At 37.4% G+C, this 26979-nt stretch carries 25 protein-coding genes; 23 read left to right on the plus strand and 2 right to left on the minus strand.

Annotated features, from left to right (window positions below; all coding sequences use genetic code 11):
- Positions 1-164 precede the first annotated feature (164 nt).
- Both ACJ004_RS01310 and ACJ004_RS01315 read left to right on the plus strand, forming a co-directional pair.
- On the plus strand, positions 165-1307 hold the full coding sequence (locus ACJ004_RS01310; RefSeq protein WP_410890747.1) for a sensor histidine kinase: 1143 nt from the start codon (positions 165-167) through the stop codon (positions 1305-1307).
- Positions 1300-1899 (plus strand): response regulator, encoded by a 600-nt coding sequence (locus ACJ004_RS01315; protein ID WP_410890748.1) that lies wholly within the window; start codon positions 1300-1302, stop codon positions 1897-1899. Before ACJ004_RS01310 ends, ACJ004_RS01315 begins: the two co-directional genes overlap by 8 nt.
- A gap of 40 nt (positions 1900-1939) precedes the next feature.
- On the opposite strand, the gene ACJ004_RS01320 is transcribed toward ACJ004_RS01315, so the two are convergent.
- Positions 1940-2788, minus strand: coding sequence for an alpha/beta fold hydrolase (locus tag ACJ004_RS01320; RefSeq protein ID WP_410890749.1), 849 nt, complete (start codon positions 2786-2788; stop codon positions 1940-1942).
- 266 nt (positions 2789-3054) lie between these two features.
- On the opposite strand from ACJ004_RS01320, the gene ACJ004_RS01325 reads away from it, so the two are divergent.
- The 18 genes from ACJ004_RS01325 (at position 3055) to ACJ004_RS01410 (ending at position 23257) form a co-directional block, all read left to right on the plus strand.
- A complete protein-coding gene (locus ACJ004_RS01325) occupies positions 3055-3540 on the plus strand; it encodes an ATP-binding cassette domain-containing protein (protein WP_410890750.1) in 486 nt (161 codons plus the stop codon).
- Positions 3516-3962, plus strand: coding sequence for a hypothetical protein (locus ACJ004_RS01330; protein WP_410890751.1), 447 nt, complete (start codon positions 3516-3518; stop codon positions 3960-3962). Before ACJ004_RS01325 ends, ACJ004_RS01330 begins: the two co-directional genes overlap by 25 nt.
- Positions 3955-4797, plus strand: coding sequence for an ABC transporter permease subunit (locus ACJ004_RS01335; protein ID WP_410890752.1), 843 nt, complete (start codon positions 3955-3957; stop codon positions 4795-4797). Before ACJ004_RS01330 ends, ACJ004_RS01335 begins: the two co-directional genes overlap by 8 nt.
- Positions 4798-4954: 157 nt before the next feature.
- Positions 4955-5149 (plus strand): IDEAL domain-containing protein, encoded by a 195-nt coding sequence (locus tag ACJ004_RS01340; protein WP_410890753.1) that lies wholly within the window; start codon positions 4955-4957, stop codon positions 5147-5149.
- A 180-nt stretch (positions 5150-5329) separates the two neighbouring features.
- Positions 5330-6730 (plus strand): anthranilate synthase component I family protein, encoded by a 1401-nt coding sequence (locus tag ACJ004_RS01345; RefSeq protein ID WP_410890754.1) that lies wholly within the window; start codon positions 5330-5332, stop codon positions 6728-6730.
- Entirely contained in the window at positions 6727-7323 is a 597-nt protein-coding gene (gene pabA / locus ACJ004_RS01350) for an aminodeoxychorismate/anthranilate synthase component II (RefSeq protein WP_410890755.1), read from the plus strand. Before ACJ004_RS01345 ends, pabA begins: the two co-directional genes overlap by 4 nt.
- 2 nt (positions 7324-7325) lie before the next feature.
- Positions 7326-8192, plus strand: coding sequence for an aminodeoxychorismate lyase (gene pabC / locus ACJ004_RS01355; protein ID WP_410890756.1), 867 nt, complete (start codon positions 7326-7328; stop codon positions 8190-8192).
- A 2-nt stretch (positions 8193-8194) separates the two neighbouring features.
- Positions 8195-8980 (plus strand): nucleotidyltransferase domain-containing protein, encoded by a 786-nt coding sequence (locus ACJ004_RS01360; protein WP_410890757.1) that lies wholly within the window; start codon positions 8195-8197, stop codon positions 8978-8980.
- Positions 8981-9322: 342 nt separating this feature from the next.
- A complete protein-coding gene (locus tag ACJ004_RS01365; RefSeq protein ID WP_410890758.1) occupies positions 9323-10972 on the plus strand; it encodes a copper resistance CopC/CopD family protein in 1650 nt (549 codons plus the stop codon).
- A gap of 189 nt (positions 10973-11161) precedes the next feature.
- Positions 11162-11827 carry a YcnI family copper-binding membrane protein gene (locus tag ACJ004_RS01370; RefSeq protein WP_410890759.1) on the plus strand — a complete coding sequence of 222 codons (666 nt, stop codon included), beginning with the start codon at positions 11162-11164 and terminating at the stop codon, positions 11825-11827.
- A gap of 160 nt (positions 11828-11987) precedes the next feature.
- Positions 11988-13169 carry an LL-diaminopimelate aminotransferase gene (locus ACJ004_RS01375; protein WP_410890760.1) on the plus strand — a complete coding sequence of 394 codons (1182 nt, stop codon included), beginning with the start codon at positions 11988-11990 and terminating at the stop codon, positions 13167-13169.
- A gap of 141 nt (positions 13170-13310) precedes the next feature.
- A complete protein-coding gene (locus ACJ004_RS01380; protein ID WP_410890761.1) occupies positions 13311-13760 on the plus strand; it encodes an SRPBCC family protein in 450 nt (149 codons plus the stop codon).
- Between the two features lie 84 nt (positions 13761-13844).
- Complete coding sequence (locus ACJ004_RS01385) at positions 13845-14996, plus strand: cadherin-like beta sandwich domain-containing protein (RefSeq protein WP_410890762.1); 1152 nt, start codon at positions 13845-13847, stop codon at positions 14994-14996.
- Between the two features lie 169 nt (positions 14997-15165).
- On the plus strand, positions 15166-17925 hold the full coding sequence (gene ppc, locus ACJ004_RS01390; protein WP_410890763.1) for a phosphoenolpyruvate carboxylase: 2760 nt from the start codon (positions 15166-15168) through the stop codon (positions 17923-17925).
- A 312-nt stretch (positions 17926-18237) separates the two neighbouring features.
- Positions 18238-20856 (plus strand): bifunctional acetaldehyde-CoA/alcohol dehydrogenase, encoded by a 2619-nt coding sequence (gene adhE / locus ACJ004_RS01395; protein WP_410890764.1) that lies wholly within the window; start codon positions 18238-18240, stop codon positions 20854-20856.
- Entirely contained in the window at positions 20837-21619 is a 783-nt protein-coding gene (locus ACJ004_RS01400; RefSeq protein WP_410890765.1) for a hypothetical protein, read from the plus strand. Before adhE ends, ACJ004_RS01400 begins: the two co-directional genes overlap by 20 nt.
- Positions 21620-21638: 19 nt before the next feature.
- Positions 21639-22187, plus strand: coding sequence for a polyhydroxyalkanoate biosynthesis repressor PhaR (locus ACJ004_RS01405; protein ID WP_410890766.1), 549 nt, complete (start codon positions 21639-21641; stop codon positions 22185-22187).
- A gap of 5 nt (positions 22188-22192) precedes the next feature.
- On the plus strand, positions 22193-23257 hold the full coding sequence (locus ACJ004_RS01410) for an alpha/beta fold hydrolase (RefSeq protein WP_410890767.1): 1065 nt from the start codon (positions 22193-22195) through the stop codon (positions 23255-23257).
- Positions 23258-23326: 69 nt separating this feature from the next.
- Here ACJ004_RS01410 and ACJ004_RS01415 read toward each other — a convergent pair whose 3' ends face one another.
- Positions 23327-24109 (minus strand): alpha/beta fold hydrolase, encoded by a 783-nt coding sequence (locus ACJ004_RS01415; protein ID WP_410890768.1) that lies wholly within the window; start codon positions 24107-24109, stop codon positions 23327-23329.
- Positions 24110-24259: 150 nt separating this feature from the next.
- On the opposite strand from ACJ004_RS01415, the gene phaQ reads away from it, so the two are divergent.
- The 3 genes from phaQ (at position 24260) to ACJ004_RS01430 (ending at position 26902) form a co-directional block, all read left to right on the plus strand.
- Complete coding sequence (phaQ, locus tag ACJ004_RS01420; protein WP_410890769.1) at positions 24260-24697, plus strand: poly-beta-hydroxybutyrate-responsive repressor; 438 nt, start codon at positions 24260-24262, stop codon at positions 24695-24697.
- Positions 24678-25277 (plus strand): hypothetical protein, encoded by a 600-nt coding sequence (locus ACJ004_RS01425; protein ID WP_410890770.1) that lies wholly within the window; start codon positions 24678-24680, stop codon positions 25275-25277. The genes phaQ and ACJ004_RS01425 overlap by 20 nt, the downstream gene beginning before the upstream one ends.
- 416 nt (positions 25278-25693) lie before the next feature.
- Positions 25694-26902 (plus strand): coiled-coil domain-containing protein, encoded by a 1209-nt coding sequence (locus tag ACJ004_RS01430; protein WP_410890771.1) that lies wholly within the window; start codon positions 25694-25696, stop codon positions 26900-26902.
- The last annotated feature ends 77 nt before the right edge of the window (positions 26903-26979 follow it).

Genomic DNA, 26979 nt, shown 5'->3' on the forward strand with positions numbered 1-26979 from the left:
GTGTAAATCACATATATGGAATCAACTTGTCTAAGCCAAAAACATTGTCGGGTTTAAAGTGATAATGTTTTTAGTTAAAATGAGTGGTGTATTAGAGTACAATAGGGCAGCTTTGAGTTATGATAGAAGAATAAAGGATGATAAGGGAAATTGAGGTTTCGTTCATGATAAAAAAATATCTGACATTTCAAAAAAATAATGGGATTGCCCCGTATATTTGGACGGTTCTTGGCATTTTGCCTTTTTACTTTATTTTTCAATCTTCCTCTACGATTGAAATTGTAGTTGGGATATTGCTAACATTAATCTTCTTCATTCTTTACCGAATTGCGTTTATTTCTAAGGGCTGGATTGTTTATTTATGGACGTTGATCCTGATTGGTATTTCTATTACTGCGACTAGCCTTTTCAGCTATGTTTATTTTGCCTTTTTTCTTGCTTATTTTATCGGCAATATTAAAGAAAGAATCGCTTTTTTAACTTTGTATTTTATTCACTTGTTTAGTACGTCAGTTTCCATAAACTTTAGTATCGTCATGCAAGAAAAACTATTTCTACAGCAATTGCCCTTTGTCATTATCATCTGGATTAGTGTAATTCTTCTCCCGTTTAGTATCCACAACAGGAAGGAAAGAGGGCAGCTGGAAGAAAAGCTATTGGATGCAAACAAACGAATTTCAGAATTAGGTAAACTAGAGGAGAGACAAAGGATTGCCCGGGATCTTCATGATACCCTCGGACAAAAGCTTTCACTTATTGGATTGAAAACAGATTTGGCACGAAAGTTAATTGCTAAGGATCCGGAGCAAGCACGCAATGAATTGAAGGATGTGCAACAAACAGCACGAACTGCATTAAGTGAGGTACGGAAAATGGTTTCATCCATGCGGGGAATCCGTTTGCGCGATGAAATCGTCCGTGTGGAACAAATCCTTAACGCTGCAGAAATTACTTTGATTAGTGAAGGAGATTTTACTCCGGCAAAAGTAACACTTTTAACAGAGAATATTTTAAGCATGTGTATGAAAGAAGCAGTTAATAATGTTGTCAAACACAGTGGAGCGAAATCTTGTTTTATTACCATTCATCAATCGATGCAAGAATTAGTATTGACTATTCGTGATGATGGGGTTTTTAAAGGAGAAAAAGAAGCGCTGCAAGAGGGTCATGGGTTGATTGGCATAAAAGAGCGCTTGGAATTTATCAACGGTAGTCTAGAAATTTTGCCCAAAGATGGAACAACTTTAATTATAAGCGTACCAAATGATGTTAAACCAGGGATGGAAAAGGAGGAGCAAAATGATTAAAATTGTGATTGCTGAAGACCAGCAAATGCTATTAGGCGCCTTTGGTTCACTTCTTAATTTGGAAGAAGATATGGAAGTGGTCGGAAAGGCATCAAATGGAGAAGAGGCCGTGGCACTCGTAAAGAAATTTCAGCCCGATGTTTGTATCATGGATATCGAAATGCCTGGAAAGAGCGGTCTAGAGGCTGCAGAAGAGTTGAAGGGGCTGAACTGTAAAGTAATCATATTAACTACTTTTGCTAGAACTGGTTATTTTCAAAGGGCGTTGAAGGCGGGGGTGAACGGTTATTTATTAAAAGACAGTCCAAGTGAAGAGCTAGCTAGTTCCATCCGTAGTGTGATGTCAGGAAGAAGAATTTATGCACCAGAATTAATGGATGATGTGTATGGCGAAGAAAATCCATTAACTGACCGAGAAAAGGAAGTGTTAGAGCTTGTTGCAGATGGTAAAAATACAAAAGAAATCGCTGAAACACTAAGTATCAAAACAGGAACCGTCCGCAACTACATTTCGATCATCCTTGACAAACTCGAAGTAAAAAACCGTATTGAGGCCATTACTCAATCTAAAGAAAAAGGCTGGTTTAAATAAGAACGTTTAAACAACACATCTGGAATAACAAAAACGGCAGCTATGCTTCAGCTGCCGTTTTGTATTTATCAATAAAACCTTTGATATATTCAAATACTTCGCTAGGACGTTCCTCAGGAAGTGCATGTCCAGAATCCTTTAATACAATTAGCTCAGAGTTGGACAAATCTTTATTTAACTGCTCACCTATATTTAGAGGCATTGATTTATCATGATCTCCCCACAGTAATAAACAGGGCGTTTTGATTTGGTTAAGAATCTCTACAGGCAAATCTCCTTCACGATCACGAATCATCCTTGTAAGTGCTACGAAAATTTCGTCCGTTAAAAACGGTTGTAAGTACCCATTAATCATCTCATCATTAATGATGGTGTGATTATAAAGTGCGTCTTGAAGATTTTTCTTTACTCCCGTTCGCGCAAACCAGTATTTTACAAAAAGATGAAAATATGGTAAGTAACTTGTGATTATTAAAGGAAATTTAGATCGTTTGAGATAGGCCGAACTGCAGAGAAGAATGGCTTTGTCTGCAAGCTCAGGCATCATATGAAGGATATTTAAAACGATTTGTCCACCCATGGAATGACCAATAAAAGTCATTTTTTTTAAGCCTAGAGTTTCAGTCAGTTTGATTACCGTTTGGGCTAGATTCTTATAAGAATATACATATCGGTTACATTTTGCACTTTTTCCAAATGGGGGAAGATCAACCGATAATACTTGGTAGTCCTGTTTCAATAATGTTATTAGATGGCGAAATGTGAAGGTGGAAGAAAGAAAGCCATGTAATAAAACAAACGTTTTTTCAGATGTTTGGTTAGGATAAAACTCGTAATAAACATTAATGTTATTTACTGGTTGATAACCTGCTAAGACAGTTTGTTCCATCAATATCTCTCACCTGCTTCCTTAATAAAATAGATGAGTTTAATGTTCCCTAAAAGTCTGTACATACACAAAAAAAGTTGCCAAAAAATCAGGAACATAATTATCTGCAATAAATAAAAAAGTTCAAATAATAGTACAAACCATCCATACAAATCTGATAAAATTTATTAAAATTGGTTATTTTTGGAGAGGTGTCCATCCGTCGCGGACAAAAAGGAGAAAGTGTCTTTTTGCGGTGCCTGACACCAAATTAGGGGGAATGTAGGTTGACATTTATTGAAGCACTTCATGTGAATAAGGCTTTTAATGGGCGTGATATTTTAAAGGATGTGTCTTTTACGATTAAGGAAGGAAATATTATTGGGCTGCTTGGACCAAATGGGGCGGGGAAGACAACGATGATTCGCTTGCTGAATGGAGTAATTGAAGCGACAAACGGAAAAATGAAGGTAATGGGCTATGACCCGAAAACACAGGGTGATGAAATCAGAATGAAGGCTGGTATTGTTACGGAAAGTGCTGCTTTGTACCATGACATGAGTGCGTGGGACAATCTAGTCTTTTTTTCTAAAATCTATAATGCTTATAACCCGAAACGAATCACTCATCTGCTCGAACAGTTTGAAATGCTGGAGAAAAAGGACCATTTGGTCGGCACGTTTTCGACAGGGATGAAAAAAGAATTACCCTTGCAAAGGCGCTGCTCCATAAGCCTAAACTTTTGTTCTTGGATGAGCCGACAAATGGTTTAGATCCTGAAGGAATAAACGATGTGATTCATTACTTGAAAAAAATAAATAAGGAAGAAAAGGTCACGATTGTCATCTGTTCACATGTCTTGCACCAACTAGAGACCACATGTGATTCTTTCCTATTTTTAAAGGACGGTCAAATCATTGAAAAGGGAACGAGAAGTGAATTAGAGAATAGATATTTAACTGAGGTTACCTTATTGGTTGAAACTGGACTAATGCCCATCGCCGCAAACACATACAAGGGTTTTACTTACCTTCGAAAGGATCCTTATTTTATCGAATTCACCCTTCCGTCAAAAAATGAAATTGCCGGGTTACTTAAGGAGATTCTCAGTGAATCGTGGATCCACTCATGTGAGATTACCAATAGAAGTCTGGAGTCACTTTATTTTAAAATAAGGGGTGAAAGTCATGAATAAGAACATCATTGCGGCCGTTGCTCATAAAGATTTAAAAAGTACTTTTTCGTCCAAAAAGATCTGGGTTCCAATGATCATCCTTCCTTTAGTGCTTTGTATCCTTTTACCAGCCATATTTGCTTACGTTGGTCTAAATACCGAATTAATCGGTGAATCCTCTAAGGATTTAGAAAAACCAATCAATGCAATAATCAAAAACTTTCCAAATGAAGACATGAGACATACATTAGCTACGCTACCGTCATTGGGGTACAAATCGGTTTATTTCTTTTTAAATTTTATGTTGATTCCGTTTTTCTTAATGACAGCAATCATCAATTCTATAGTCACTTCATCCAATAGTTTTGCAGGAGAGAAGGAGAGAAATACATTGGAAACTTTACTATTCGCACCAATAACTATAACTGAATTGTTCTTGGGAAAGGTGATTGCTTCTTTTATCCCGACAATATTCATTACTTTTGTGGCATTTTTACTTAATGCCTTGATTGTAAATCTAATATCTTATCGCGTTTTTAATGAAATTTTATATTTGGATTCGACATGGCTAATTTTGATGTTTTGGGTTATCCCTGCCTTAGTGATCTTTAATATCGTTATGAATGTGTTAGTTTCCGCAAGATTAAAATCCTATCAAGAAGCGCAGCAATTTGGAGGTATTATGGTTTTACCGGTAGTCGGTCTTATCATCAGTCAAGTGAGCGGGCTCTTCTTCTTAAGTCCACTAACCTTATTCTTGATAGGGGTAGGATTACTCATCGCCAATGGCGTCTTACTTAAACTCATCACCAAATTCAACCAAAGAAACACCCTATTTGAAAGCCAAATCCACTAAAAATTAACTTGTCCGTTCACCGCGGACAAGTGTCCTTTTGTGGTGCCTGACACCACATTTTCCTTTTTTGAAATTTTTTTTGCTTTTTTAAAATAAAATATTTGAATTTTTAGAAAACTACTTGTATAATTAGAAAAAACGTAAGGAGTTGATTTCCATGGAAAAGAAATTACTTAATTCACCACAACAATCGGATGAGAATACAGATGCTGTTGTTGCAGAGATGTTTCTAAATAATGCCCTACTAGAGTTTAAGAGGGAGAAAATCCGCAAGGAAATCGACCACACATTACAACATGGGGATAAGGAATTATTCCTAAAATTAACAGAAGAACTGAAAAAGATTTCCTAATCACTTACTCACAAAAGACTATTTAATTTAAAAAAAGAAGCCCTATCCAGAAAATGGATGGGCTTCTTTCTGTTCTCAGGGAAAAAGTTCATTGTCATTATCGTGCACCACACTATTAGGTGGTGCCTGACACCCTTTTCAAGTATGATGAGAAAAGAGAAAAGCTAAGGAGTGAATTTGTTGAAGAAGCTTCATTTATACAGTAAGAAAATTCCTTTTACTTATTCAAGGTTTTTCAGTCAATATCGTGTACTAGCAGAGAATAGTACTCATCATGTGCTATTGGAAAGCGGTCGCGGAGGGCGTTACAGCATTGCTGCCTTTCAGCCTGAGACTATTATCAAAGGGAAAAATCATATACTTGAAATTCAAAATGAAAATGGTACTGAGAGACAGGAAGGAAATCCGCTCCACCTCTTGATGGAATACATGAGCCAATTCCATGTCGATAAAATAGAAGGTCTTCCTAGTTTTCTTGGCGGTGCGATTGGATACATAAGCTATGATTATGCTCGTTACATTGAAGTGCTTCCGGATTTAGCAACAGATGATTTAGAAATGCCGGAAATCTACTTTTTTATTGTGAAAGAATGGTTTGTCTATGACCATAAAGAAGATATTTTGTGGCTTTTGTTCCTAGCTGAAAATGATCATGGAATCGAGGAGAAAATATCCTTTTGGGAAGAAAAATGGCTTCGACACCTCCCAACTCGTCAAGAAAATATCGTTAAAGGAACTAACCAAAAGAATCTAGAGGTTTCGATGACTGAAGATGAATTTATTCAGGCTGTAATCAAGATTCAACATTATATTGGTCAGGGCGATGTCTTTCAGGTGAACCTTGCTGTCCGCCAATCAAAACCGATTAAAGTAGAAGCACTTGAAGTGTATGAACAACTAAGGTCCTTAAATCCCTCTCCATATATGGCCTATCTACATACACCAGACTTTCAACTTGTAAGTGGGTCTCCTGAACTTCTTGTTAAAAAAGATGGACAAGAAGTAAGAACCCGTCCAATCGCAGGCACTCGCTCAAGAGGAAAGAATCACGAAGAAGATGTCACACTTGCTAATGAATTAATTGAAAACGAAAAAGAGCGTGCGGAACATGTAATGCTGGTGGATTTAGAGAGGAATGACCTTGGGAGAGTATGTAAGTATGGGACAGTCGAGGTTAATGAATTTATGGTCATTGAAAAATATTCCCATGTCATGCACATTGTTTCCAATGTAAGAGGGGAATTAGCCGCTGACAAAACAAGCTTTGATATTATTGATGCTGTTTTTCCTGGTGGGACCATTACTGGTGCGCCTAAAGTTCGAACAATGGAAATAATTGAGGAACTTGAGCCTGTCCAACGTGGAGTGTACACCGGTTCGCTTGGATGGATTGATTTTAGCGGTGATTTAGAATTAAACATTATCATCCGAACCATGCTAGTTAAAGATGGGATGGCTCATGTCCAAGCAGGTGCCGGTATCGTTATTGATTCTAATCCAAAGCATGAGTACAAAGAATCGATGAAAAAAGCAGCGGCATTATGGAAAGCGAAAGAAATGGCAGAGGAGGTAGAGCGATGATCTTTATGATAGATAATTACGATTCTTTTACCTTTAACTTAGTGCAATACTTAGGTGAACTTGGTGAAGAATTGGTGGTTAAGCGGAATAATCAAACGTCAATTGCGGAGATTTCAACACTACAGCCTGAATTCTTAATGGTTTCTCCTGGGCCGTGTAGTCCAAATGAGGCTGGAATCAGCTTGGATGCCATTAAAGCATTTGCAGGAAAAATCCCGATATTTGGTGTCTGCCTAGGTCAGCAAGCAATTGCCCAAGCATTTAATGGAGATGTAATTCGTGCAGAAAAGCTGATGCATGGGAAAACATCCGAAATGTATCATGATGGAAAGACGATTTTTCAAGGATTGCCAAATCCCTTTCCAGCAACAAGATATCATTCATTAATCGTCAAAAGAGAGACTTTGCCTGAATGCTTTGAGATCTCCGCATGGACAAAAGAAGGAGAAATTATGGCCATTCGTCATAAGGATTTACCAATTGAAGGAGTACAATTTCACCCTGAATCTATTTTGACCACTTCAGGAAAAGATCTATTGCGCAACTTCGTCGAATATTATAAAAAGAAAATTGCCATGCAAACGGGGCGTTAATGATGTTTATCTCTTTAAACGGACAATTTTTAAAAAAAGACGAGGCAATGATTTCCCCGTTTGATCATGGTTTTTTATATGGAATGGGGTTATTTGAAACATTCAGAGTGTATGAAGGCCATCCATTTTTACTAGATGACCATTTACAACGTCTGAATCAAGGTTTAGAAGTTATAAACATCAACTATCGTTTTCAGCGCGAAGAAACCAATCAACACTTGCAGGAATTATTGAAATTAAACGGCTTGACCAATGCTTATCTACGGCTAAATGTTTCGGCAGGGATAGGGGATATTGGTTTACAAGTAATGCCGTTTAATGAACCAAATATTCTTTATTTTCCTAAACCATTACCTCAGGCTGGGGAATTAGTAGAAAAAAAGGCAGTTATTTTGGAGCAGAAACGAAACAGCCCTGAAGGAAATGAACGTCTTAAGTCCCATCATTTTATGAATAATATTCTGGCTAAAAGAGAAATCGGAAATAGGCCAGATATTGAGGGTATTTTCCTAAATGAGGAAGGATATGTAGCTGAAGGGATCGTCTCTAATATCTTTTGGGTAAAAGGAAAGGTCTTATATACTCCTTCAGTGCAAACTGGGATTTTAAATGGGATTACACGTCAGTTTGTCATCGAATTAGCGAAGAATAAGAATCTGGGTGTAGAAGAAGGCCATTATCCCACGGAGCACGCCTTTGAGGCCGAAGAGATGTTTGTCACCAATTCCATTCAAGAAATCGTTCCTATTACTACATTTGAGGGTTATCAATTGCCAGGAAAACAGGGTCAGGTAGTCCAACAATTGCATCACGAATATCGCCATTATTGTAAACACCTGTGGTCACGGCATTTTTTAGGGAGTGAATGACCTTGAAAGAAAAAATACTAACTGAACTCAAAAAAATTGAAGAGCAATATGAAGTAAAAATTTGTCTTGCCGTTGAGTCTGGCAGTAGAGCATGGGGTTTTCCTTCCAAGGACAGTGATTATGATGTGCGGTTTATTTATGTCCATAAAAAGGATTGGTATTTAAGCATTGACCAAAAGCGAGAGGTGATTGAGCTTCCGATTAATAATCTTCTTGATATCAATGGCTGGGAAATTCGAAAAGCTTTAAGGCTATTTCGTAAATCTAATCCGCCGCTAATGGAGTGGCTCCATTCGGGAATTGTTTATTATCAAGCCTTTACATTAGCAGATCAATTGAAGGCCATTCAAAATCAAGTGTTTTTGCCACAATCCGCTCTCTATCATTATTTAAATATGGCGAAGGGCAATTTTCGCGATTACCTCCGTGGTAATCATGTGAAAATTAAAAAGTACTTTTACGTGCTTAGACCTGTATTAGCTTGTCTATGGATAGAAAGGTACAATACGGTCCCGCCTATTGCATTTCGAACACTAGTAGAGGAGCTTCTTGAGGTTGGCCCGCTAAAGCAGGAAATCCTTACTTTGCTAGAGAGGAAGATTAGCGGTGATGAGCTAAACCTTGAACCAAAGGTTGCAGCCATAAATACTTTTTTAGAAAAAGAAATTAATCGGCTAGAGGAATATACGAAGACCCTAAAAGTGTCAAAAGAGGATATGACCCCAATTTTGGATCATGTGTTCCGAGAAGTTCTTGATGAGGTTTGGGCGTTACCACAAGGAAAATAATTAAATTTGAATTATTTTTAAGCCACTTTATAAGAGTGGCTTATTGTTTTGGCTGTGTTAAAGTTGTCTGTTGATTTCCGCTCCAATTAACAGAGTGGAAAAATCAACAATAACCTTTAACACAGCCCTTGTTTTAAAAAAAAATTTGCGAAAAAGATAATATGAATGACAAATTTATCTATATTAATAGGATAGTTCAATATTTGTTCACAAGTTAGTTGGATAAAGATATTGTTAACGTTCTTAATTACCATTATCATAGTAACGACAGTAGAAACTTTATGGCAATTTGATGTCATTTATATACTGCCTCAACGATTCTGATGACAAGGGGAGTGTGGGATGCAGACAAAAATGAAGGTCAGTACATTACTAATGATCCTTTCCTTGTTTCTATTTTTATGTCCGTCTATTTCTTCGGCGCACGCCTATATTAAAAAATCTACACCTTTAGAAAATGAAACAGTAAAAAAAGCTCCTAGTGAGGTAACGATTAAATTTGATGAATCCATTCAGCCGGCTTTTCACTCTATTCAGGTGTTTGATTCAAACGGGAGTCGAGTCGATCAAAAAAATGGGCGCATTGATCCAAAGCAACCATCTATCCTAAAGAGCGAAATAAAGAAAAACCTTCCCAATGGATCCTATCGAATAAAATGGAAGGTGGTTTCAAGTGATGGCCATCCAGTTGAAGGGGTTATTCCCTTTCAAATTGGTGATGAAGGTGAAGATTCGACTTCTTTACATAAGGAAACAAGAGGATACATTCCCAAAGCGGACCTAATTGTCCTCCGCTGGCTTCAATACATAAGTAATGCCTGCTATGTGGGGCTAATCTTCTTTTATCTTCTTGTTATGCCTAAGGACATAAGGGAATTGCAGTCAGTTGATAAGAGGTTCCGGAAACTGATTAGCTTGAGTTTAACACTGCTATTCCTTAGTATCCTACTAAGTTTGCCATTACAGGCAACGATTGAATCTGGTATCCCTTGGAGTGAAGTGTTTAGTTTTTCATTACTTGAAAATATCTTAACCAACACGAGTTATGGTCATTCTTGGCTAATACAAATGGCGATCCTAATCACTCTTGCTCTACTCACTACTTTCCTGGGTATGGCCGAGCGCACCAAACGAATCATTTTATGGGCTTGCTTTTGTCTAGGGATTGCCGTGTTATGGACCAAGTCCTTAACAAGTCATGCAGCAGCACAATCGAATCAAATATTAGCAATTGCAATGGATTTTCTTCATTTATTTGCCGCATCGATTTGGATTGGAAGTTTAATTGGTTTTGTCGGTGTACTTTCATTACGGAAAAACACAGATTTTAAACAAGATTATCTAAAAATGATAAAAAAGTTCTCAAAATGGGGATTAATTCTCGTCCTTCTTTTAACCTTTACAGGAATATATGGCAGCCTTTTATATATTCCCAACCTTTTAACGCTTTTCCATACGAATTACGGAAGGGTATTGTTGTGTAAAGTTAGTCTGTTTGTGTTGATGGTCCTGGTTGCAAGTGTGAATTTTTATAAAGGAAAAAAGGGAACCGCAAAGGGACTTGGGGCAACCTTAAAGGGTGAACTTTTGATCGGTCTAATCATCCTTGTTCTATCTGTGGTGTTAACCAATTTACCGACAGCCATGCAATCGCCTGGACCTTATAAGGAAACCAACACCGTCAATCAAGGCGTCCAAGTTACCTTGAGAGCAACCCCAAATATTATTGGAGTGAATTTATTTGAAGTCACTCTGAAGGATAAAGCAGGACGGCCCATCAAAGATATTGAACAATTGCAGTTAACTTTTACCATGCTTGAAATGGATATGGGAAAAGAAACGGTAAGTTTAACAAAAACGGCTGATGGTAAGTATGAAGTGAAGGGGTTGCATTTTAGTATGGCGGGTAAGTGGAACGTAAGAGTACACGTTCTGACAAAGTCATTAGAAAGTATCGATTCTAACTTCAAAGTATTAGTGGGAAGTCAATAACTAAGGCTATTTTCGCATAGATTGTTGTTTTTCGTATAAGTTCATCAACCCGTATAACTATATACTTCGTGGCATCTTTTCGAAATAACTTTTGCGAAAATTGCCTAGAAACTTTGTAAATGACCCTTATATAGCTCCAAAAGCAACAAATTTTACGAAAAGAGCCGTAACTAAAAAGGAGAATTACCTATGAAAAAAATGATTGGCAGGATTTCAAAAGTATTTATCCCAGCAGTAATCAGCTTATTTTTCTATTCAAGTATAGCAAGTGCCCATGTTACAGTAATGCCAAAAACATCATCAACAGGCGCATGGGAAACCTATACCTTAAAAGTGCCGGTTGAAAAAGATGTAGCTACCACAAAAGTAACGGTTAAAGTCCCAGCAGGGGTAGAAATGATGTCCTACCAACCTGTTCCGGGCTGGACTTATTCATCTGAAAAGGATGCTAGTGGAAAAGTAAAAACTTTCACCTTTGAAGCGACGGGGGAAGGGATCCAAAGTGGTCAATTCCAACAATTTGTCTTTGTGGCGAAAAACCCGGAAAAGGCAACAAAAGCTGCTTGGGATGCCTTTCAATATTATAAGGATGGCAGTATTGTCGAGTGGACAGGTAATGAAGGGTCAGACGCTCCCCATTCTATTACGGATATTGTAACAGCCACAACCACGGACCATCATGACAGCCAAACGACAGACCATAATGATAAGGCCCAGACAAAAGATACTAAAAAAACTGAAGGAAAAGATACTGAAAAGAAATTAGAAACATCTAATTCATTATCACTAGTTCTATCTGGATTAGCGGCATTGCTTTCATTTGCTGCACTGATTATCGCGATCCGCAAAAAATAACCTCAGAGAAGATGCCTTGTGCATCTTCTCTTTTTTTAGTTCTTTCTCGATGAATCCTAACCAATGGTTAATTAGGAATATAGAATTGAAATCATTAGACTGATATAATTTAAAATATGTTAGAATAGTTGAAATTTTTCTTAGGATTGAGGGGAAATCTATGAATTTCGTTGCTTCAGATAAAGTAAAAAAAATGTCGGCTAGTATTTTCCAAGAGGTAGCCAATCGGAAACTAGCAGCGATCAAAAGCGGTAAGGATGTCATTGATTTAAGTGTAGGAAGTCCAGATTTTCCACCGCCTGGGTTTGTTGTGGATACATTGATTGATTACGCTGGCGATGCAAGTAAGTATGGGTATACACTAGCTGGGATACCTGAGTTTAATGATGCGGTAAGTTATTTTTATCAGCAAAGATATGCTGTTGAACTTAACCCAAGGTCTGAGGTATTGCAGTTGATGGGTTCGCAGGATGGTCTTGCCCATTTGGCTTCGGCAATCATTAATCCAGGAGACTATGTGTTGGTACCTGACCCTGGGTATCCAATCTATGAGGCTAGCGTAAACATTGCAGGCGGGGCCATCTATCCAATGCCATTGTTAGCAGAAAACAAGTACCAACCCAAGCTTGATGAAATTCCGTTAGATATTTTAGCTCAAACGAAAATGATGATTATTAGTTATCCTGGGAATCCAGTTACAGCTTTAGCGGATAAGGCCTTTTTTGAAAAGGTAGTTACCTTTGCTAAGCGTCATGATATTTTGGTTGTTCATGATTTTGCTTATTCTGAGCTGATTTTTGATGGGAACCCGCAAATTAGTTTCATGTCGGTCCCAGGCGCAAAGGAGGTCGGAATTGAATTTAATTCTCTTTCAAAAACCTTTAATATGGCAGGTTGCCGGATCGGTTATGTCGTTGGCAATAAACAGGTCATCGACATCTTGGCTTCATTTAAATCACATATTGATTATGGGGTCTTTTATCCAATCCAAAAAGCGGCTGTGAGGGCGTTAACTTCAGACTTCACATTCCTTCAAACCCAGGTGAAAGAATATGAGCTTCGCCGAGATGTGCTGATTTCTGGACTTAAAAAGAGCGGTTGGCAAGTGGCAAAATCCCCGGCAACTATGTTTGTGTGGGCAAGAATTCCTGCCGGCTGGAGATCCCGTGAGTTTGCCTTTGAATTGATTGATCAAGCTGGAGTTGCTGTCATTCCTGGTGATGCATTTGGAGAGCTTGGTGAAGGGTATGTTCGGATTGCCATGGTACAACCGCCAGAACGACTTACCCTGGCAGCCGAACGAATTGATGAATTTCTAACGGTATATTCAAGAAATAATTAAAGAGATTAGTATCATTCTTATAGGGGTGGTGGAATAAACTTCCTCTTTTCTCTTCTATATATATATAATTCTACATATATTTTTTAAAAGGACCTTCTGACATTCGAAGGTCTTTTACTTTGAAGACGAAAGAGGGATAAAATGCTAAGCGATTTACAACATTTAGAATTAGATATCCCGATTGAAGTGATTTGGGACTTTATTCGAGACGAAAATAATTGGGCGCCACTTGTACCAGGTTATATTCATCATGAAAAAATAAATGAACATCAAATTTGTTGGGAATTTAAGAGTGACCTCGGTGTAATGAAAAAGAAGGTTAGTTTATTAATTGATATTAAAGAGTGGAATGAGCCTTCCAGGGTAACCTTTGAATTAAAACGTTCAAATGAAAAGTATTTAGGTGAAGGCTATTTTGAAGCAAGAGCCTTAAATAGTAATAAAACTCGTGTGACGGGCTTTCTTGAAATTAATGCATCAGGGCCGATGGGCTCTTTAGCCAATTCCCTTTTTAAAAAAGCACTCCAAAAATCGGATGAAGAGGTAGCGTCAGTGATTTCTTCGAAGTTAGAAGAATTTCATCGCAGATAAAAAATTAAGATAAACTTAAGCATTCAATGATAAAGTTAGTCCAAATTCCACTATCCCGTCAGATAGTAGGCAGGAGGATTAACGATGAAACAACCAAAAGCTAGCAAAGCACTAAATGCAATGCTTATTATTTCAATGGTATGGTTGGGAGTTGGATCATACATACCATCAGCATATGCTGAAACGAACACAGCTCCAGTTCAAGAGAACCAATCAGAAACCACTCTTTCAAAATTAGAAATTGAAGGGATTGAGCTTGACCAGAAATTTGCAGCTGATTTATATGAGTATGCAGCCACAGTTGGGAACGAAATTGAAACGATGAAGCTATTAGTAGAAAGCACCAATCCAGAATCATCGATAACAATTAATGGGCACGCGGTAATTAGCGGGGCAGCAGGAACTTATTCGCTCCAAACAGGTGAAAATAAATTTATCATTTTCGTAAATAATGACAGTGGTACAGCAACTACCTATACCTTAACAATAACGCGAGAGAAAAATGCCAATAATCTCTTGCAAAATATTGAACTATCAAAAGGGGAGCTATCACCCAAATTTTCTTCAGCGGTTACTGATTACAAGGTCGAAGTTCCTAATGAAGTTCCTGAGGTGACAATCAAACCAACAGCAATTGAAACAACATCAACCATAAAGGTGGATGGCAGCTTAGTAGTGAAAGATGGGGTTAGTGTCACGCTTCCCGTTGGAAAGACTGATATTATTATCACGGTAACAGCTGAAAATGGTGTGCAAAAGACGTACACCATCCATGTTACGCAAGCTAAAGCTTTAGAAGATAAAGCTATAGAAGATAAAGCTGGAGAAGATAAGATCACTACACCAAATCAAAACAATAAACCAGGTTTTACACAGCCAATTTCAAAAGCAAATAATCGAACTAATTCTACACAGCCCACAACCCAACAACAAGGTTTCGTGACACCCGAAAAAGTAAGTAAAGCATTACTTTCTTCGCTGTCAGTGTCTGAAGGAACATGGGACAGCACCTTTACCAGTGAGGAGTTTACCTACCATGTAAAGGTGTCAAGTGATGTCGAGGAAATCACACTAAAACCGATTGCTAAATATAGCAGTTCAGAAATTTTGATAGAAGGCGACAATAGCAAAACGATTAAACTGGAAGATGACAAGAAAACAATTATTTCTGTTGTCGTTACAAACTATGAGGATGATCGAAAAACATACGTGCTTGTAATTGATAAAGAATCCTAATTGGAAGCAATTTTTTTCGGCCTTAAAACCTGCTCATAGCAGGTTTTTTTCGTAGGAAAGAAAATTTATTAAAAAAAAAGAAAACTTATTTTTAACACGACCTATGAAATTGTGGTATATTAATAAATAAAAAATTTAGCGAATTTTTTGATTAAAGGAAGGTGGCAGTATGACTACAGAGGTAAAAGTAAATAACAGCAGTCTTCCGTTGCGTCGTGATGTGAAGTTACTAGGTAATATTCTAGGAGAAATTCTAATCAATCATGGTGGTTCCGAATTACTTGATAAAGTGGAAAAAATACGTTTAATGTGCAAAACATTACGAGAACATTTTGATCAATCAATATATGATGCCCTAAAGGAAGAAATATCTAGTTTAGATGCACCAATGAGGAAACAAGTTATTCGGGCATTCTCAATGTATTTCCATTTGATTAACGCTGCAGAACTTAACCACCGCATTCGTAGACGGAGACAATACCAACTAGAAGATGAAACGATTGTACAACCTGCTTCCATAGAGAGTGCGATCCTTTCGCTTAAAGAGAATAATATTGAAGAAGATGTCATTCAAGATACCCTAAATACTTTGTCTCTTGAACTTGTTATTACAGCACATCCCACAGAGGCAACGAAGCGGTCCATTCTTGAGATTCAGCAGCGAATTGCTGAAATCCTTAAAAGTCTTGATCATCCATTGTTAACAAGAAGAGAAAGAAAAAAGCTTGAAGAAAGTTTGTCTAATGAGGTTTCAATTCTTTGGCAAACGGATGAATTACGGCAAAATAAGCCTACCGTTTTAGACGAAGTGCGAAATGGTTTGTATTATTTTGATCAAACACTTTTCGAGGTGCTTCCTGAAATTCATCAAGAGGTAGCAGAGTGTTTAGAGAAGAACTTTACCGAAACACACTGGGAAGTTCCTAATTTCTTGCGTTTTGGTTCATGGATTGGCGGGGACCGCGATGGGAATCCCAACGTTACACATGATGTCACTTGGGAGACGCTAAACAAGCAGAGAAGACTTGTCTTAAAAAAATATAAAAATGTTTTAGTTGATTTAATGAAACGGTACAGCCATTCCACTTCAAGGGTGGAAGTTAGTAATGATCTTCTTAAATTAATTGAACTAGAAGATACATATTTAACAGATGAGAAAAAATGGCCAATTAAAGCAGAAGTGTACCGTCGGGCCTTTGCCATCATTATTGAACGAGTAAAACAAGTAGGAAAAACGGACTTAGGTTATAAATCGGCCGATGAATTATTAGCAGACTTATATGTTATTAAAAAGAGCTTGAAAAATCACCATCCAGCAGCACATGAATTAAAGATTATTCAAAAGCTGATTCGCCAAGTACAATTATTTGGATTTCACTTAGCTACACTCGATATTCGGAATCATAGCGGTGAACATGAGGCGGCAATTACAGAAATATTGCGCAAAGTAAGTATTTCCGAAAATTATGTGGCGCTTACGGAACAAGAGAAACTAAAAATATTGCAAAATATCCTTTTGGATCCTCGCCCGCTGTTATTGTTAAATGAAGATTATTCCGAAGAAACGCAGGAAATGATTAAAGTATTCCAAATGATTAAACAAGCACATGGTGAATTCGGAAAACGGTCCATTTCCGTTTACCTTGTAAGTATGACAAAATCTCCTAGTGATTTGCTTGAGGTACTTGTTCTTGCCAAAGAGGCTGGGATTTATCGGCTTCATGCAGATGGAACCTTGGAAAGTCATTTACATGTGGCACCATTACTGGAAACAATCGATGATTTAACAGCTGGACCAAAAATTATGGAGACACTTTTTGAGATGCCTGTCTATCGAAATCATTTGCAAATATTGGGCGACCAGCAGGAAATCATGCTTGGTTACTCAGACGGAAGCAAAGATGGAGGTACGTTGACAGCTAACTGGAAACTTTATAAGGCACAAATTGAAATTCATGAAATGGCGAAAAGGTACCAGATTGGTCTTAAGTTCTTCCATGGCCGTGGTGGTTCGTTAGGCCGTGGCGGCGGTCCATTAAATAAAAGTATCCTGTCTCAACCGGCAGAAACAATTGGCGATGGGGTTAAAATTACCGAGCAAGGTGAAGTTTTGTCTTCAAGGTATTTACTAGAGGATATTGCTTATCGTAGTTTAGAACAAGCTACGTCCACGTTACTTCTAGCGGCAACACATATTTCTAAAGAAGCGGAGCAAGGATATCAACGTGATCCGATCTGGGTTGAGACGATTGAAGAAATCTCTAGCTTAGCCCTGACAAAATATCAATCATTGGTGTTTGGAGACCCAGATTTCCTTACCTACTTTACGGAAGCGACACCGCTAAGAGAGCTAGGGGACTTAAACATTGGATCAAGACCAATGAGCAGAAAAAATCAAGGCCGATTTGAAGACTTGCGAGCCATTCCATGGGTGTTTGCTTGGACGCAAAGCCGGCAGCTTCTTCCTGCATGGTATGCAGCTGGTACGGGATTATCAGGATTTGTAGCAAAGGGAGAACAAAATTTGTTGCTACTCCAGCAAATGTATGAAAAATGGCCGTTTTTCCAATCAACGATTGATAATCTGCAAATGGCATTAATGAAAGCAGACATTACGACGGCTAGAGAATATTTAACACTTGTTGAGGACCAGAAAATCGCAGAGCGGATATTTACTAATATCCTTGAAGAATTTGAAAGAACCAAAGAAATTCTCCTCAGAATCACAGGCGATAAAGAATTGCTGGATCATACACCAAATATAAAGGAATCAGTATATAGAAGAAATCCATATGTTGATCCGCTAAACTTTTTACAAGTTGAGTTAATAAAAGAACTGCGCAATCAGGGCGGTTCAAATGAAGATCTATTAATTGAGGTCTTACTAACAATCAGCGGAATATCAGCCGGATTACGGAATACTGGTTGATAAATATAGTTAAAGCCATAAATTCTTTTTGAAAAAGAATTTATGGCTTTTTATATTTTAAGTGACCAATTATTTCATTAATAAATTCGTTTAAAAGGGTGCGACTTTAATTTTGAACATTTTATGAATCATTTATAAATGAATGGTTATTCATTCATTTTCATGCAAAATTCGACATTCTTCGATTTATCCCTCGTGATATATTTTAACCAGTAGAGAGAAGGAGTGAAAATTCACGTAATTGTATCGGATGTACTAGCCAATTTTTGAGTCGAATGGACCAAAGAGTATTAAATTTGGAGGGATTATTATATGGCAGTTGAAGAAAAGGTAGTATATGAAAAACATTTAATCACTTCAATGATTAACACCTTAGCGAATAATGCAGAGAAGGCACTTGGAGACTTCCGTTGTTACACCCAGGAGATGATTGATGAAATCGTCAAACACATGGCCCTAACTGCTCTTCAAAATCATAAGCATCTAGCAAAATTGGCGGTGAATGAAACAAGAAGAGGGGTTTATGAAGATAAGGTATTTAAAAATATGTTTGCCACAGAGTTCATTTATAACAATATTAGAGATATGAAAACTGTGGGTGTAATCAATGAAAACGAAAATGAAGGAATGGTAGAGATTGCCGAGCCTGTAGGGGTGATTGCAGCTGTAATTCCGATAACAAATCCAACCTCTACTGTTATCTTTAAATCATTGATTTCGCTTAAAACAAGGAATCCGATTATTTTTGCCTTTCCGCAGTTTGGTCAAAAATGTTGTACTGAGACAGCAATATTGCTCAAGGAAGCAGCAATTAAGGCAGGTGCACCAGAGGATTGCATTCAGTGGATTGAAGTCCCCTCACATGAAGCCTTTCAGGCATTAATGAAACATCCGAAGGTTTCACTCATTCTCGCAACGGGGGGACCCAATTTAGTAAAAGCAGCCTATAGTTCAGGTAAACCTGCACTTGGAGTTGGTGCAGGGAATGTTCCTTGTTATATTGAAAAAACTGCTAATATCAAACGTGCAGTCAACGACATCATCCTATCGAAAACATTTGATAATGGTATGATCTGTGCTTCTGAACAAGCACTTATTATTGATCATGAAATTTATGATGAAGTGAAACAGGAAATGATTAGTAATAATTGTTATTTCCTTAATGAAGAAGAACGATTAATGGTAGAGAAGATTGCTATCTTTGAAAATACTAATACGATTAACCCTTTAATTGTCGGGTTACCTGCCACTATGATTGCCAAATTGGCGGGGGTGAATGTTCCTTTACATACCAAGATTCTCATTGCAGAAATTGATGGTGTAGGTTCGAAATATCCGCTCTCATGTGAAAAACTGAGTCCGATTCTTGCATGCTACAAGGTTAATAGTTTTGCAGAGGGCATGCTATTTGCTGAGAAAACCTTGGAGTATGGTGGTCTTGGGCACTCAGCCGCTATTCATACTGCAGACCAAAAATTAGTAGATATATTCGCACTTCGTATGAAAGCAGGACGAATCATGGTTAATACACCATCTACGCATGGGGCAATTGGAGATATTTATAACACATCTTTACCATCTTTAACGATCGGATGTGGTACTTATGGGGGGAACTCTGTGTCACAAAATGTAGGAGTGGAAAATCTTATTAATATTAAAAAGGTTGCAAAAAGGAGGACATTTACCCAATGGTTTAAGGTTCCATCACAAATTTTCTTTGAAAAAAATTCAATCCAGATACTTGCCACTACCCCTGGAATCTCAAAGGCATTTATTGTTACAAGCAAAAGTGCTATCAAAAATGCTTATGTGGACAAGATCCTTTACTACCTCAGCAAGAATCAAGGTAAAATCACATTTGAAACCTTCTCAGAAGTTGAGCCAGAACCTACTATTGATGCTGTTAAGAGTGGTGCAGATCGTATGAAAAGGTTTCAGCCAGATTGTATTATTGCCCTTGGCGGTGGCTCTGTGATGGATGCCGCAAAAGCGATGTGGTTATTTTACGAACATCCAGAAACTGATTTTCATAGCTTAACACAAAAATTCTTTGATCCGAGTAAAAGAGTAGTTAAATTCCCAGAACTTCGCGGAAAAGCAAGGTTTGTTGCGATTCCAACAACTTCTGGTACGGGCTCGGAGGTCACAGCTTTCGCTGTTATTTCAGATAATAAAAATAATATTAAATATCCTCTAGCTGATTTCCAATTAACACCAGATGTAGCAATTATCGATCCACAGTTTGTTATGACGGTTCCGAAGCATGTTACCGCTGACACAGGGATGGATGTTTTGACGCACGCCATTGAATCGTATGTTTCTGTGTTGGCCAATGACTATACGGATGGACTTGCATTGAAGGCTATTCAACTTGTCTTCAAGTATTTACCAATAGCCTATCGGGATGGCAGTAATGAACTTGCCCGTGAAAAAATGCACAATGCTTCAACCATAGCAGGAATGGCATTCGCCAATTCCTTCCTTGGAATAAATCATAGTCTTGCCCATGTTTTGGGGGCTGAATTTAATATTCCACATGGACGTGCCAATGCCATTCTTTTACCGCATGTAATAAGGTACAATGCTGCAAAACCCAACAAATTCATGACATACCCTAAATATGAAAGTTTCATTGCCGATGAGCGGTATGCGGAAATTGCTAGTATGCTTGGACTCCCTGCAGGTACAACTGAAGAAGGTGTAGAAAGCCTAGTTCAAGCAATTATTAAACTAGCAGAAGAACTAGAAATTTCAATGAGTATCGAGATGAATGGGGTCGGAAGAGAAGAATTCGAAAGCAAAGTACCATTACTGGCAGAGCATGCCTTCGACGATCAAGATACGATTGCCAATCCAAAACAACCATTTATAAGTGAACTTGCTGAAATTTACCGTCAGGCCTTTAGTAGTAATGAAAAAGGAAGAAATTAAAATTCTTGAAAAGGATGCGAGTAGGATGCCTGAAAAAAGAGATAGTGAAAAGGAACAAGTTAAAGAAATTAAATCAAAAAAGAAAAAACAAGAAATGGAAACACCGACTGAAACAGAAGTAGAAGCTGTAGTTGAAATAGCAGCAGAGTATACCCTTGAAACTAAGAAAGAAGATGAACAAGTTACCGAAAGTAATGGGAGTGATTCAGAGCTATCCAGCCTAGATACTCTCTGGCACAATGCTTTTCGTGAATTAGACGAATGGGCCAAGCGTGCAACCTTCCGAGATGAGTTCTTTCTTAAAGAGACAATGTTTTTTGCAGACAACATACAAAGAAATCAGGAAAATATTAAAGCAATTTCCGAAAAATTTAATAAGGAATTTACCGAATGGGAAAGGGCAGCAAGGGAAGAATTTTTAATGTCCACTACTAGTCTGCAGCATTTCTTTCCACTTAGGTCGTACGAAGAAATCAATGCCCAGATTGATCTAATTCAAAAAAGAACCATTTCTCTTCTAGGCAAACCATGCCAAGTAATTACCAATAATCAATCAATGGATAAATACCTTGAAATGATTGAACAATATATGGCGCTTAGGAAAAAAGGCAGGAAGCAATATATTAACACGGTTAAACAAGCTGGAAGCTTACTCTATGAAAATCAAAAAAGTTTTGTCAATCTTTTTGCGAGACAAATTAAAACCTTGATCTTTCCATTAAATAAATATATGGAGAAAGTAGACGAAATATCAAAATCATAATGACAAGGAGGGGGACCACATGTCAAAGTATCAATCCTATGATCCATATGAAGGATTCAGAAGAATTAGTGAAGTGTGGGAAAAACAATTAAACGGTCTTTTATACATGGCGACTGACAACAATGAGTTCGTTCGGCTTCTCAAGGTTGGAACAGAATGTCATGCACGTTACATGGGGCTGTTAAGGAAAAACCAAGCGTTTATGGCGGGTGTCATGAATATTCCTACGAAAAAAGATGTTGCCAATGTTGCAAAACTAACTCTTCAAACGGAAGAAAAAATTGATATTTTAGAAGAACAAATTTGGAATTTACAAGATAGTTTAGGTTCGTTAACTAAGGAAAACTTTGCGATGTTTCAAGAAATAGTCAATATCGTACAACAGATGAAGACTGAATTTCAAAAAGTGGGCCAAGAAATGGCTGAATCACACAAACTGAAAGAGGATTTACAAGAATTAAGGCAGGAAATTACCGCTCTAAAAAATTTTGTCCAAAAAGGAAAGGTAGATGACAAGGAAAAAGAGTTAGTTCTATCTGCTGCTGGCATTAAAGATGAAAGGGGCTGAGAATAATGAGTGCTAAAGCATCAGCGATAAATTTTATTCCTTATATTGATGTAGAAAAAGAATCTGCAAGGTGGGAACAAGTTTATAAAGTCTTAACTGAGCCGAAGCCAGATATTATTCCAACACCAAGAGAAATTGTTTGGAAAAGAAATAAGTCAACATTATATTTCCACCCAGCAAAAGAAAAAAAATATCAAATCCCAGTATTTTTAGTCTATTCCTTACTAAATAAGCCGTATATTTTAGATATCGGGGAAGGGAGTAGTGTTGTCGGAGGATTAACGGAAAGAGGATATGATGTTTATTTCCTTGATTGGGGTTCTCCTGGTTATGAGGACAATGAGATCACCCTTGATAATTATATTCTTGATTATTTGGAAAAGGGTGTCAAACGTGCCTTACGACATTCAGGTGCAAAGGAAATATCAATGATTGGCTATTGTTTAGGCGGAACAATTGCTGCTATCTTTACCGCCCTTACAGAATTGCCAATCAAGAATTTAATCCTTGCAACCGTACCAATTGATTTTAGTGTGGGGATCGTTCCGGATAAGTGGTTAAAAGGGCTGCAAAAAGGGACACTTAATTTTGATCGTCTATCAGAGGTTTACGGTGTTATTCCAACTGAAATAATGTATGGAATGTTTAGAGGACTTTCTCCAGTTTACGTTAGCCCATGGGTAAACCTGATTTCACGAGCACATGATTTAGAGTATGTAAAAAAATGGCGCAGGATGGACAAGTGGACAAAAGACTCCGCATCGTTTTCGGGGGCAGCTTTCAAGCAGCTATTTAATGATCTCTATAAAGATAACAAACTCCTCAAAGGAGAGCTTACCATTGCCGGCAAGAAAGTAGATTTAAAAAATATCCATTGTCCACTCTTTGTATTCTCTACATCAAGAGATACCTTAGTATTAGAAAAACAAAGCCTTCCGGTTATTGACATGGTATCTAGTGAAGATAAAACGTACGAAGTCTTTGAAGGCGGCCATGTTTCTTTGGCCTTAACCGGAAAGTTTTCCATTTCCGCGGACAAATGGCTTTCCTCTCGGTCACAAGAAATATAGGAATTTCTTTCATAATACAGGAATAAAGTAATAGCGGGAAGGACATCCCATCCTTCCCGCTATTACTAGTTAAGCAGCTGTTTTTTGTTGATTGAGGAATCTCCTCAAGAGTTTATTAAACCGGTCTTTTGCTTCCAATTTGGCAAAATGACCGGTATTCCTCATTATTATAAATTCCGAATGTGGAATCAACTTGTGCATCCAAGCTTGAATCCAAACAGGCAATACGGAGTCATATTGTCCGCCAACAATTAGGGTCGGAACATCTACCAATGGTAATAACGACAAATTATTGACCTCAAAGCATGCCATTAAGGAGTCAACGAATATCTGTTGTTTTGGTTGGAAACATTTATCGAACTTTTTTACTATGTCCTTATTCCAGAAGTAAAGCGCCAGCCGTGAAGCATATTCTGAGTGACCTTTTGACAGTGAAATTGACTCGAGTAGTTCTTTGCGAGGTTCAAATAATATATTTTTAAGCTTCAGAGGGAAATAATGAAAGGTACTTATTAACAGAAGAGTGCGGCAGCGTTCGGGTGCCTGGCGGTAAATCTCCTGGGCAACAGCCCCGCCCATTGATAAACCCAAAATGTTGGCGGTTTCAATTCTTAACTCCTCTAATAAACCGATTATGTCTAATGCAAAGTTTATAATTGAAATTCCTTCTGTTTTATTACACGCTCCATGACCACGCAAATCAGGGATAATCAACTCATACTGGTCAGCTAATTCATACTGGTATTCCCAGCCTTCTTTTACTTCACCTAATCCATGGATTAACACCAACGGATCTCCTTTGCCGAAATGCAAATAGGGGACACCTAATTTACTAATTTTTGCTTTTTTCATTTCACACCACCTTGGTATTTTTATTAGTGTATTGCCAAATATAAGAAAATGTAGACACCCGAGTTTTAGTTTTACTCATAATTATTGACTGAGTTGACAAAATATTACTCATAGGTGTAAAATACATATATAGGGTGAGGTGATAAAGATATGGTGAATCAAGACAATCAAACAATTAATCCATCAAAAAATTTTGTGCTACCATTTATTTTATTGCTTCTTAGCAGGGTGTCACTACATGGGTATGAACTTAGCCAGAAGCTAGAGGCATTTGGGTTTAAAACACTTGACCAGGGGAATCTTTACAGATTGTTAAGACAACTAGAAAAGGACGAGCTTTTATCTTCAGAATGGGATACAACTGGAAGCGGTCCTGCTAAAAGAAGATACTCAATAACTAAGGCAGGAATTACATACTTAAAGGGTTATGCTAATCAACTAGAATCCTACCAATCGTTATTGGATCAATTTTTCAAAATGTATACCAGCTTTTTTGAGCTCTATATTCCTTCATTCCAAATGAAGGATCCAATAGAGAAAGTCAATAATAGAAAGAGGAGGAAAGACGATGGCACAGAAGAAAAATGAAACGGTTCAAGCTGCTGAAGAAACAATTATGCCATCAGCAGAAGAATCGGTAGCGGTAGGTTCATTTATAAACACATTTTGGGATCAATTTGAACTATCACGTGAACGAGCTGAGCAGATTCGCGAAAATAGGGAGGATGCATACATTAATGCATTAAGGGAAGTTATCAAATTTAATAAACAATTCAGGAAATCAGCTGCGAATTTGTATGAACAGTCGAAAAAAACAAACAAGGAAATGGTGTCTGAACTAATGCATCAATTCTCCTTCGGTAAAGAAGAAATGAAGGATGAGGAGTTACCAAAGAACGAGAGAGAAGAACTTAAGAATCAGGTTTTAGAGGTTTCTGGGCAAGTAGAGAAATTAGCTTTAACACCAATCATGTCAATTTTCAATATTGTTGACCAGTTAGAGGATAGTTTCGAAAAAAATGCAGAATCAAGTGTAGCCTTTGGACGTGACCGTCGAAATGCTTGGAATCAGGTTAGGAAGGAATATGTTAAATTGGCAAGAGAAACGCATTTAAACATTATTGAACGAAGCAAAGGTAGTCTGAAAGAATTAGTAAAGAATCAGTAGTATTTTTTATCTGCATCTAAGGAGATCTACAGCATTGAGTGACAATAGAAACGATGGTAAATTATAAGAACCACAATCTCTTTTCATTAGTTCATAGAGATTGTGGTTCTTTTAGTTTAGGTTCTGTTAAACCTAAGTGTTGATTTCGAAGGTAAACCTTACCTAAAATTACCATTGATATATAAATGTAATGTAATTTTTACTTATTTGACAAAGTTAGTTGATATACTTCTAATAGGGACAAAATAAGCTGATATTGGGAAGTTAATATGAAGATTGACCTATATTATTGGATAGCATAGATTATTAAATTGGTAAATTAGTAATTACATAGAAAATTTTTCCGTTTACTTAGAACTATAAATACCATACGTCTTAGAGGCTTGATGTCTATTTTAAGAAGGCAGGGGAACAAATTGAAAAAGAAGGTACTGGTACTGAGTTCGACCATTTTTATAGGACTAGGGAGTGTATTCTATTGTCCAGCCGTGAATGCAAAGGAAAATAAAAACCTTAAAAGCATACAGGATGAGCGTTCAGGACTTCAAACGGATATATCAAATGCCAATATAGAAGTTTTTCAAGTTCAAGACGAATTAATTAAACTATCTGAACAGATTAACAGAGTTGAGCAAGCTATTAAAGATAATAATAAAATAATTGTTCAGACAGAAGAAAAAGTAAAGGCCGCACAATCCATAGTAAAGAATCTTCAACAAGAAGTCATGACCATTCAAGAGAGAATTAATAAACGGAATCACATCTTAAAAAAACGTGCTTTATCACTTCAAGAAAGTGGAGGGCAAGTTAGTTATATAGATGTTATCCTAGGTTCCTCAAACTTTAGTGACTTCGTAGGCCGACTTGGCGCTGTGGCATCTATGGTTGAAGCAGATCAAAATCTTGTTACACAGCATAAAGAGGATCTAAAAGCAGTCCAAACGAAGCAATCTTCAGTAGTGAAACAGTTAAATGATTTGCAAAATATGAAAACGGAACTTATTGGAATGCAAGCACAGATATTAGAACAAAAAGAGCAAAATGAAGCTTTAAAAGAAGAACTTAAGAAGAAAGAACAGGAAATACTTTCCGATAAAGCTGATTTACAACAGAAAGATGGGTCACTAGCGATTAAAGAAGCGCAGTTAATAAACGAAGTCGAAAATTCTAAGGGTATAGATACGAATAATGAAACCGTCAATATGAATGTTTCTTTACCTACAACCACTAATGAAGCAATTAATACTGTCATTCGTGCTGGAGAAAAGTATATTGGAAACTCCGTGTATGTTTTTGGCGGAGGAAGAAACTCCTATGATGTTGCCCATGGAAGATTTGATTGTTCTGGATTTGTTGCTTGGGCCTTTAGCCAGGCAGGTATTAAAGTAGGCGCTCATACAGATATCTTAAAAAACACTGGAATAAGAGTTACAATGAGTGAAGCTCGTCCTGGTGATCTTGTATTCTTTGATACGTATAAAATAGATGGTCATGTGGGTATTTACCTAGGCGCTGGAAAATTCATTGGTTCACAAAGTTCAACCGGAATTGGTATTGCTGATTTAACACAAGGATACTACAAAAAGAAATTTAATGGACGTGTAATGAGAATCATCAACGATTAATAATAATGAAAAGCTGTTTTCAAGTAATTCCAAATTACATGGAATAGAGCCTAATAATAAGAAACGATCCTTTCAAT

The organism is Neobacillus sp. 204 (assembly GCF_046562815.1).
In the GTDB taxonomy this organism is placed as follows: domain Bacteria; phylum Bacillota; class Bacilli; order Bacillales; family Cytobacillaceae; genus Neobacillus.

Coding starts and splice junctions, on each gene's coding strand:
- ACJ004_RS01310 (WP_410890747.1), top strand. CDS start 165: ATGATAAAAAAATATCTGACATTTCAAAAAAATAATGGGATTGCCCCG.
- ACJ004_RS01315 (WP_410890748.1), top strand. CDS start 1,300: ATGATTAAAATTGTGATTGCTGAAGACCAGCAAATGCTATTAGGCGCC.
- ACJ004_RS01320 (WP_410890749.1), bottom strand. CDS start 2,788: ATGGAACAAACTGTCTTAGCAGGTTATCAACCAGTAAATAACATTAAT.
- ACJ004_RS01335 (WP_410890752.1), top strand. CDS start 3,955: ATGAATAAGAACATCATTGCGGCCGTTGCTCATAAAGATTTAAAAAGT.
- ACJ004_RS01340 (WP_410890753.1), top strand. CDS start 4,955: ATGGAAAAGAAATTACTTAATTCACCACAACAATCGGATGAGAATACA.
- pabA (WP_410890755.1), top strand. CDS start 6,727: ATGATCTTTATGATAGATAATTACGATTCTTTTACCTTTAACTTAGTG.
- pabC (WP_410890756.1), top strand. CDS start 7,326: ATGTTTATCTCTTTAAACGGACAATTTTTAAAAAAAGACGAGGCAATG.
- ACJ004_RS01365 (WP_410890758.1), top strand. CDS start 9,323: ATGCAGACAAAAATGAAGGTCAGTACATTACTAATGATCCTTTCCTTG.
- ACJ004_RS01370 (WP_410890759.1), top strand. CDS start 11,162: ATGAAAAAAATGATTGGCAGGATTTCAAAAGTATTTATCCCAGCAGTA.
- ACJ004_RS01375 (WP_410890760.1), top strand. CDS start 11,988: ATGAATTTCGTTGCTTCAGATAAAGTAAAAAAAATGTCGGCTAGTATT.
- ACJ004_RS01380 (WP_410890761.1), top strand. CDS start 13,311: ATGCTAAGCGATTTACAACATTTAGAATTAGATATCCCGATTGAAGTG.
- ACJ004_RS01385 (WP_410890762.1), top strand. CDS start 13,845: ATGAAACAACCAAAAGCTAGCAAAGCACTAAATGCAATGCTTATTATT.
- ppc (WP_410890763.1), top strand. CDS start 15,166: ATGACTACAGAGGTAAAAGTAAATAACAGCAGTCTTCCGTTGCGTCGT.
- adhE (WP_410890764.1), top strand. CDS start 18,238: ATGGCAGTTGAAGAAAAGGTAGTATATGAAAAACATTTAATCACTTCA.
- ACJ004_RS01400 (WP_410890765.1), top strand. CDS start 20,837: ATGAAAAAGGAAGAAATTAAAATTCTTGAAAAGGATGCGAGTAGGATG.
- ACJ004_RS01405 (WP_410890766.1), top strand. CDS start 21,639: ATGTCAAAGTATCAATCCTATGATCCATATGAAGGATTCAGAAGAATT.
- ACJ004_RS01410 (WP_410890767.1), top strand. CDS start 22,193: ATGAGTGCTAAAGCATCAGCGATAAATTTTATTCCTTATATTGATGTA.
- ACJ004_RS01415 (WP_410890768.1), bottom strand. CDS start 24,109: ATGAAAAAAGCAAAAATTAGTAAATTAGGTGTCCCCTATTTGCATTTC.
- phaQ (WP_410890769.1), top strand. CDS start 24,260: ATGGTGAATCAAGACAATCAAACAATTAATCCATCAAAAAATTTTGTG.
- ACJ004_RS01425 (WP_410890770.1), top strand. CDS start 24,678: ATGGCACAGAAGAAAAATGAAACGGTTCAAGCTGCTGAAGAAACAATT.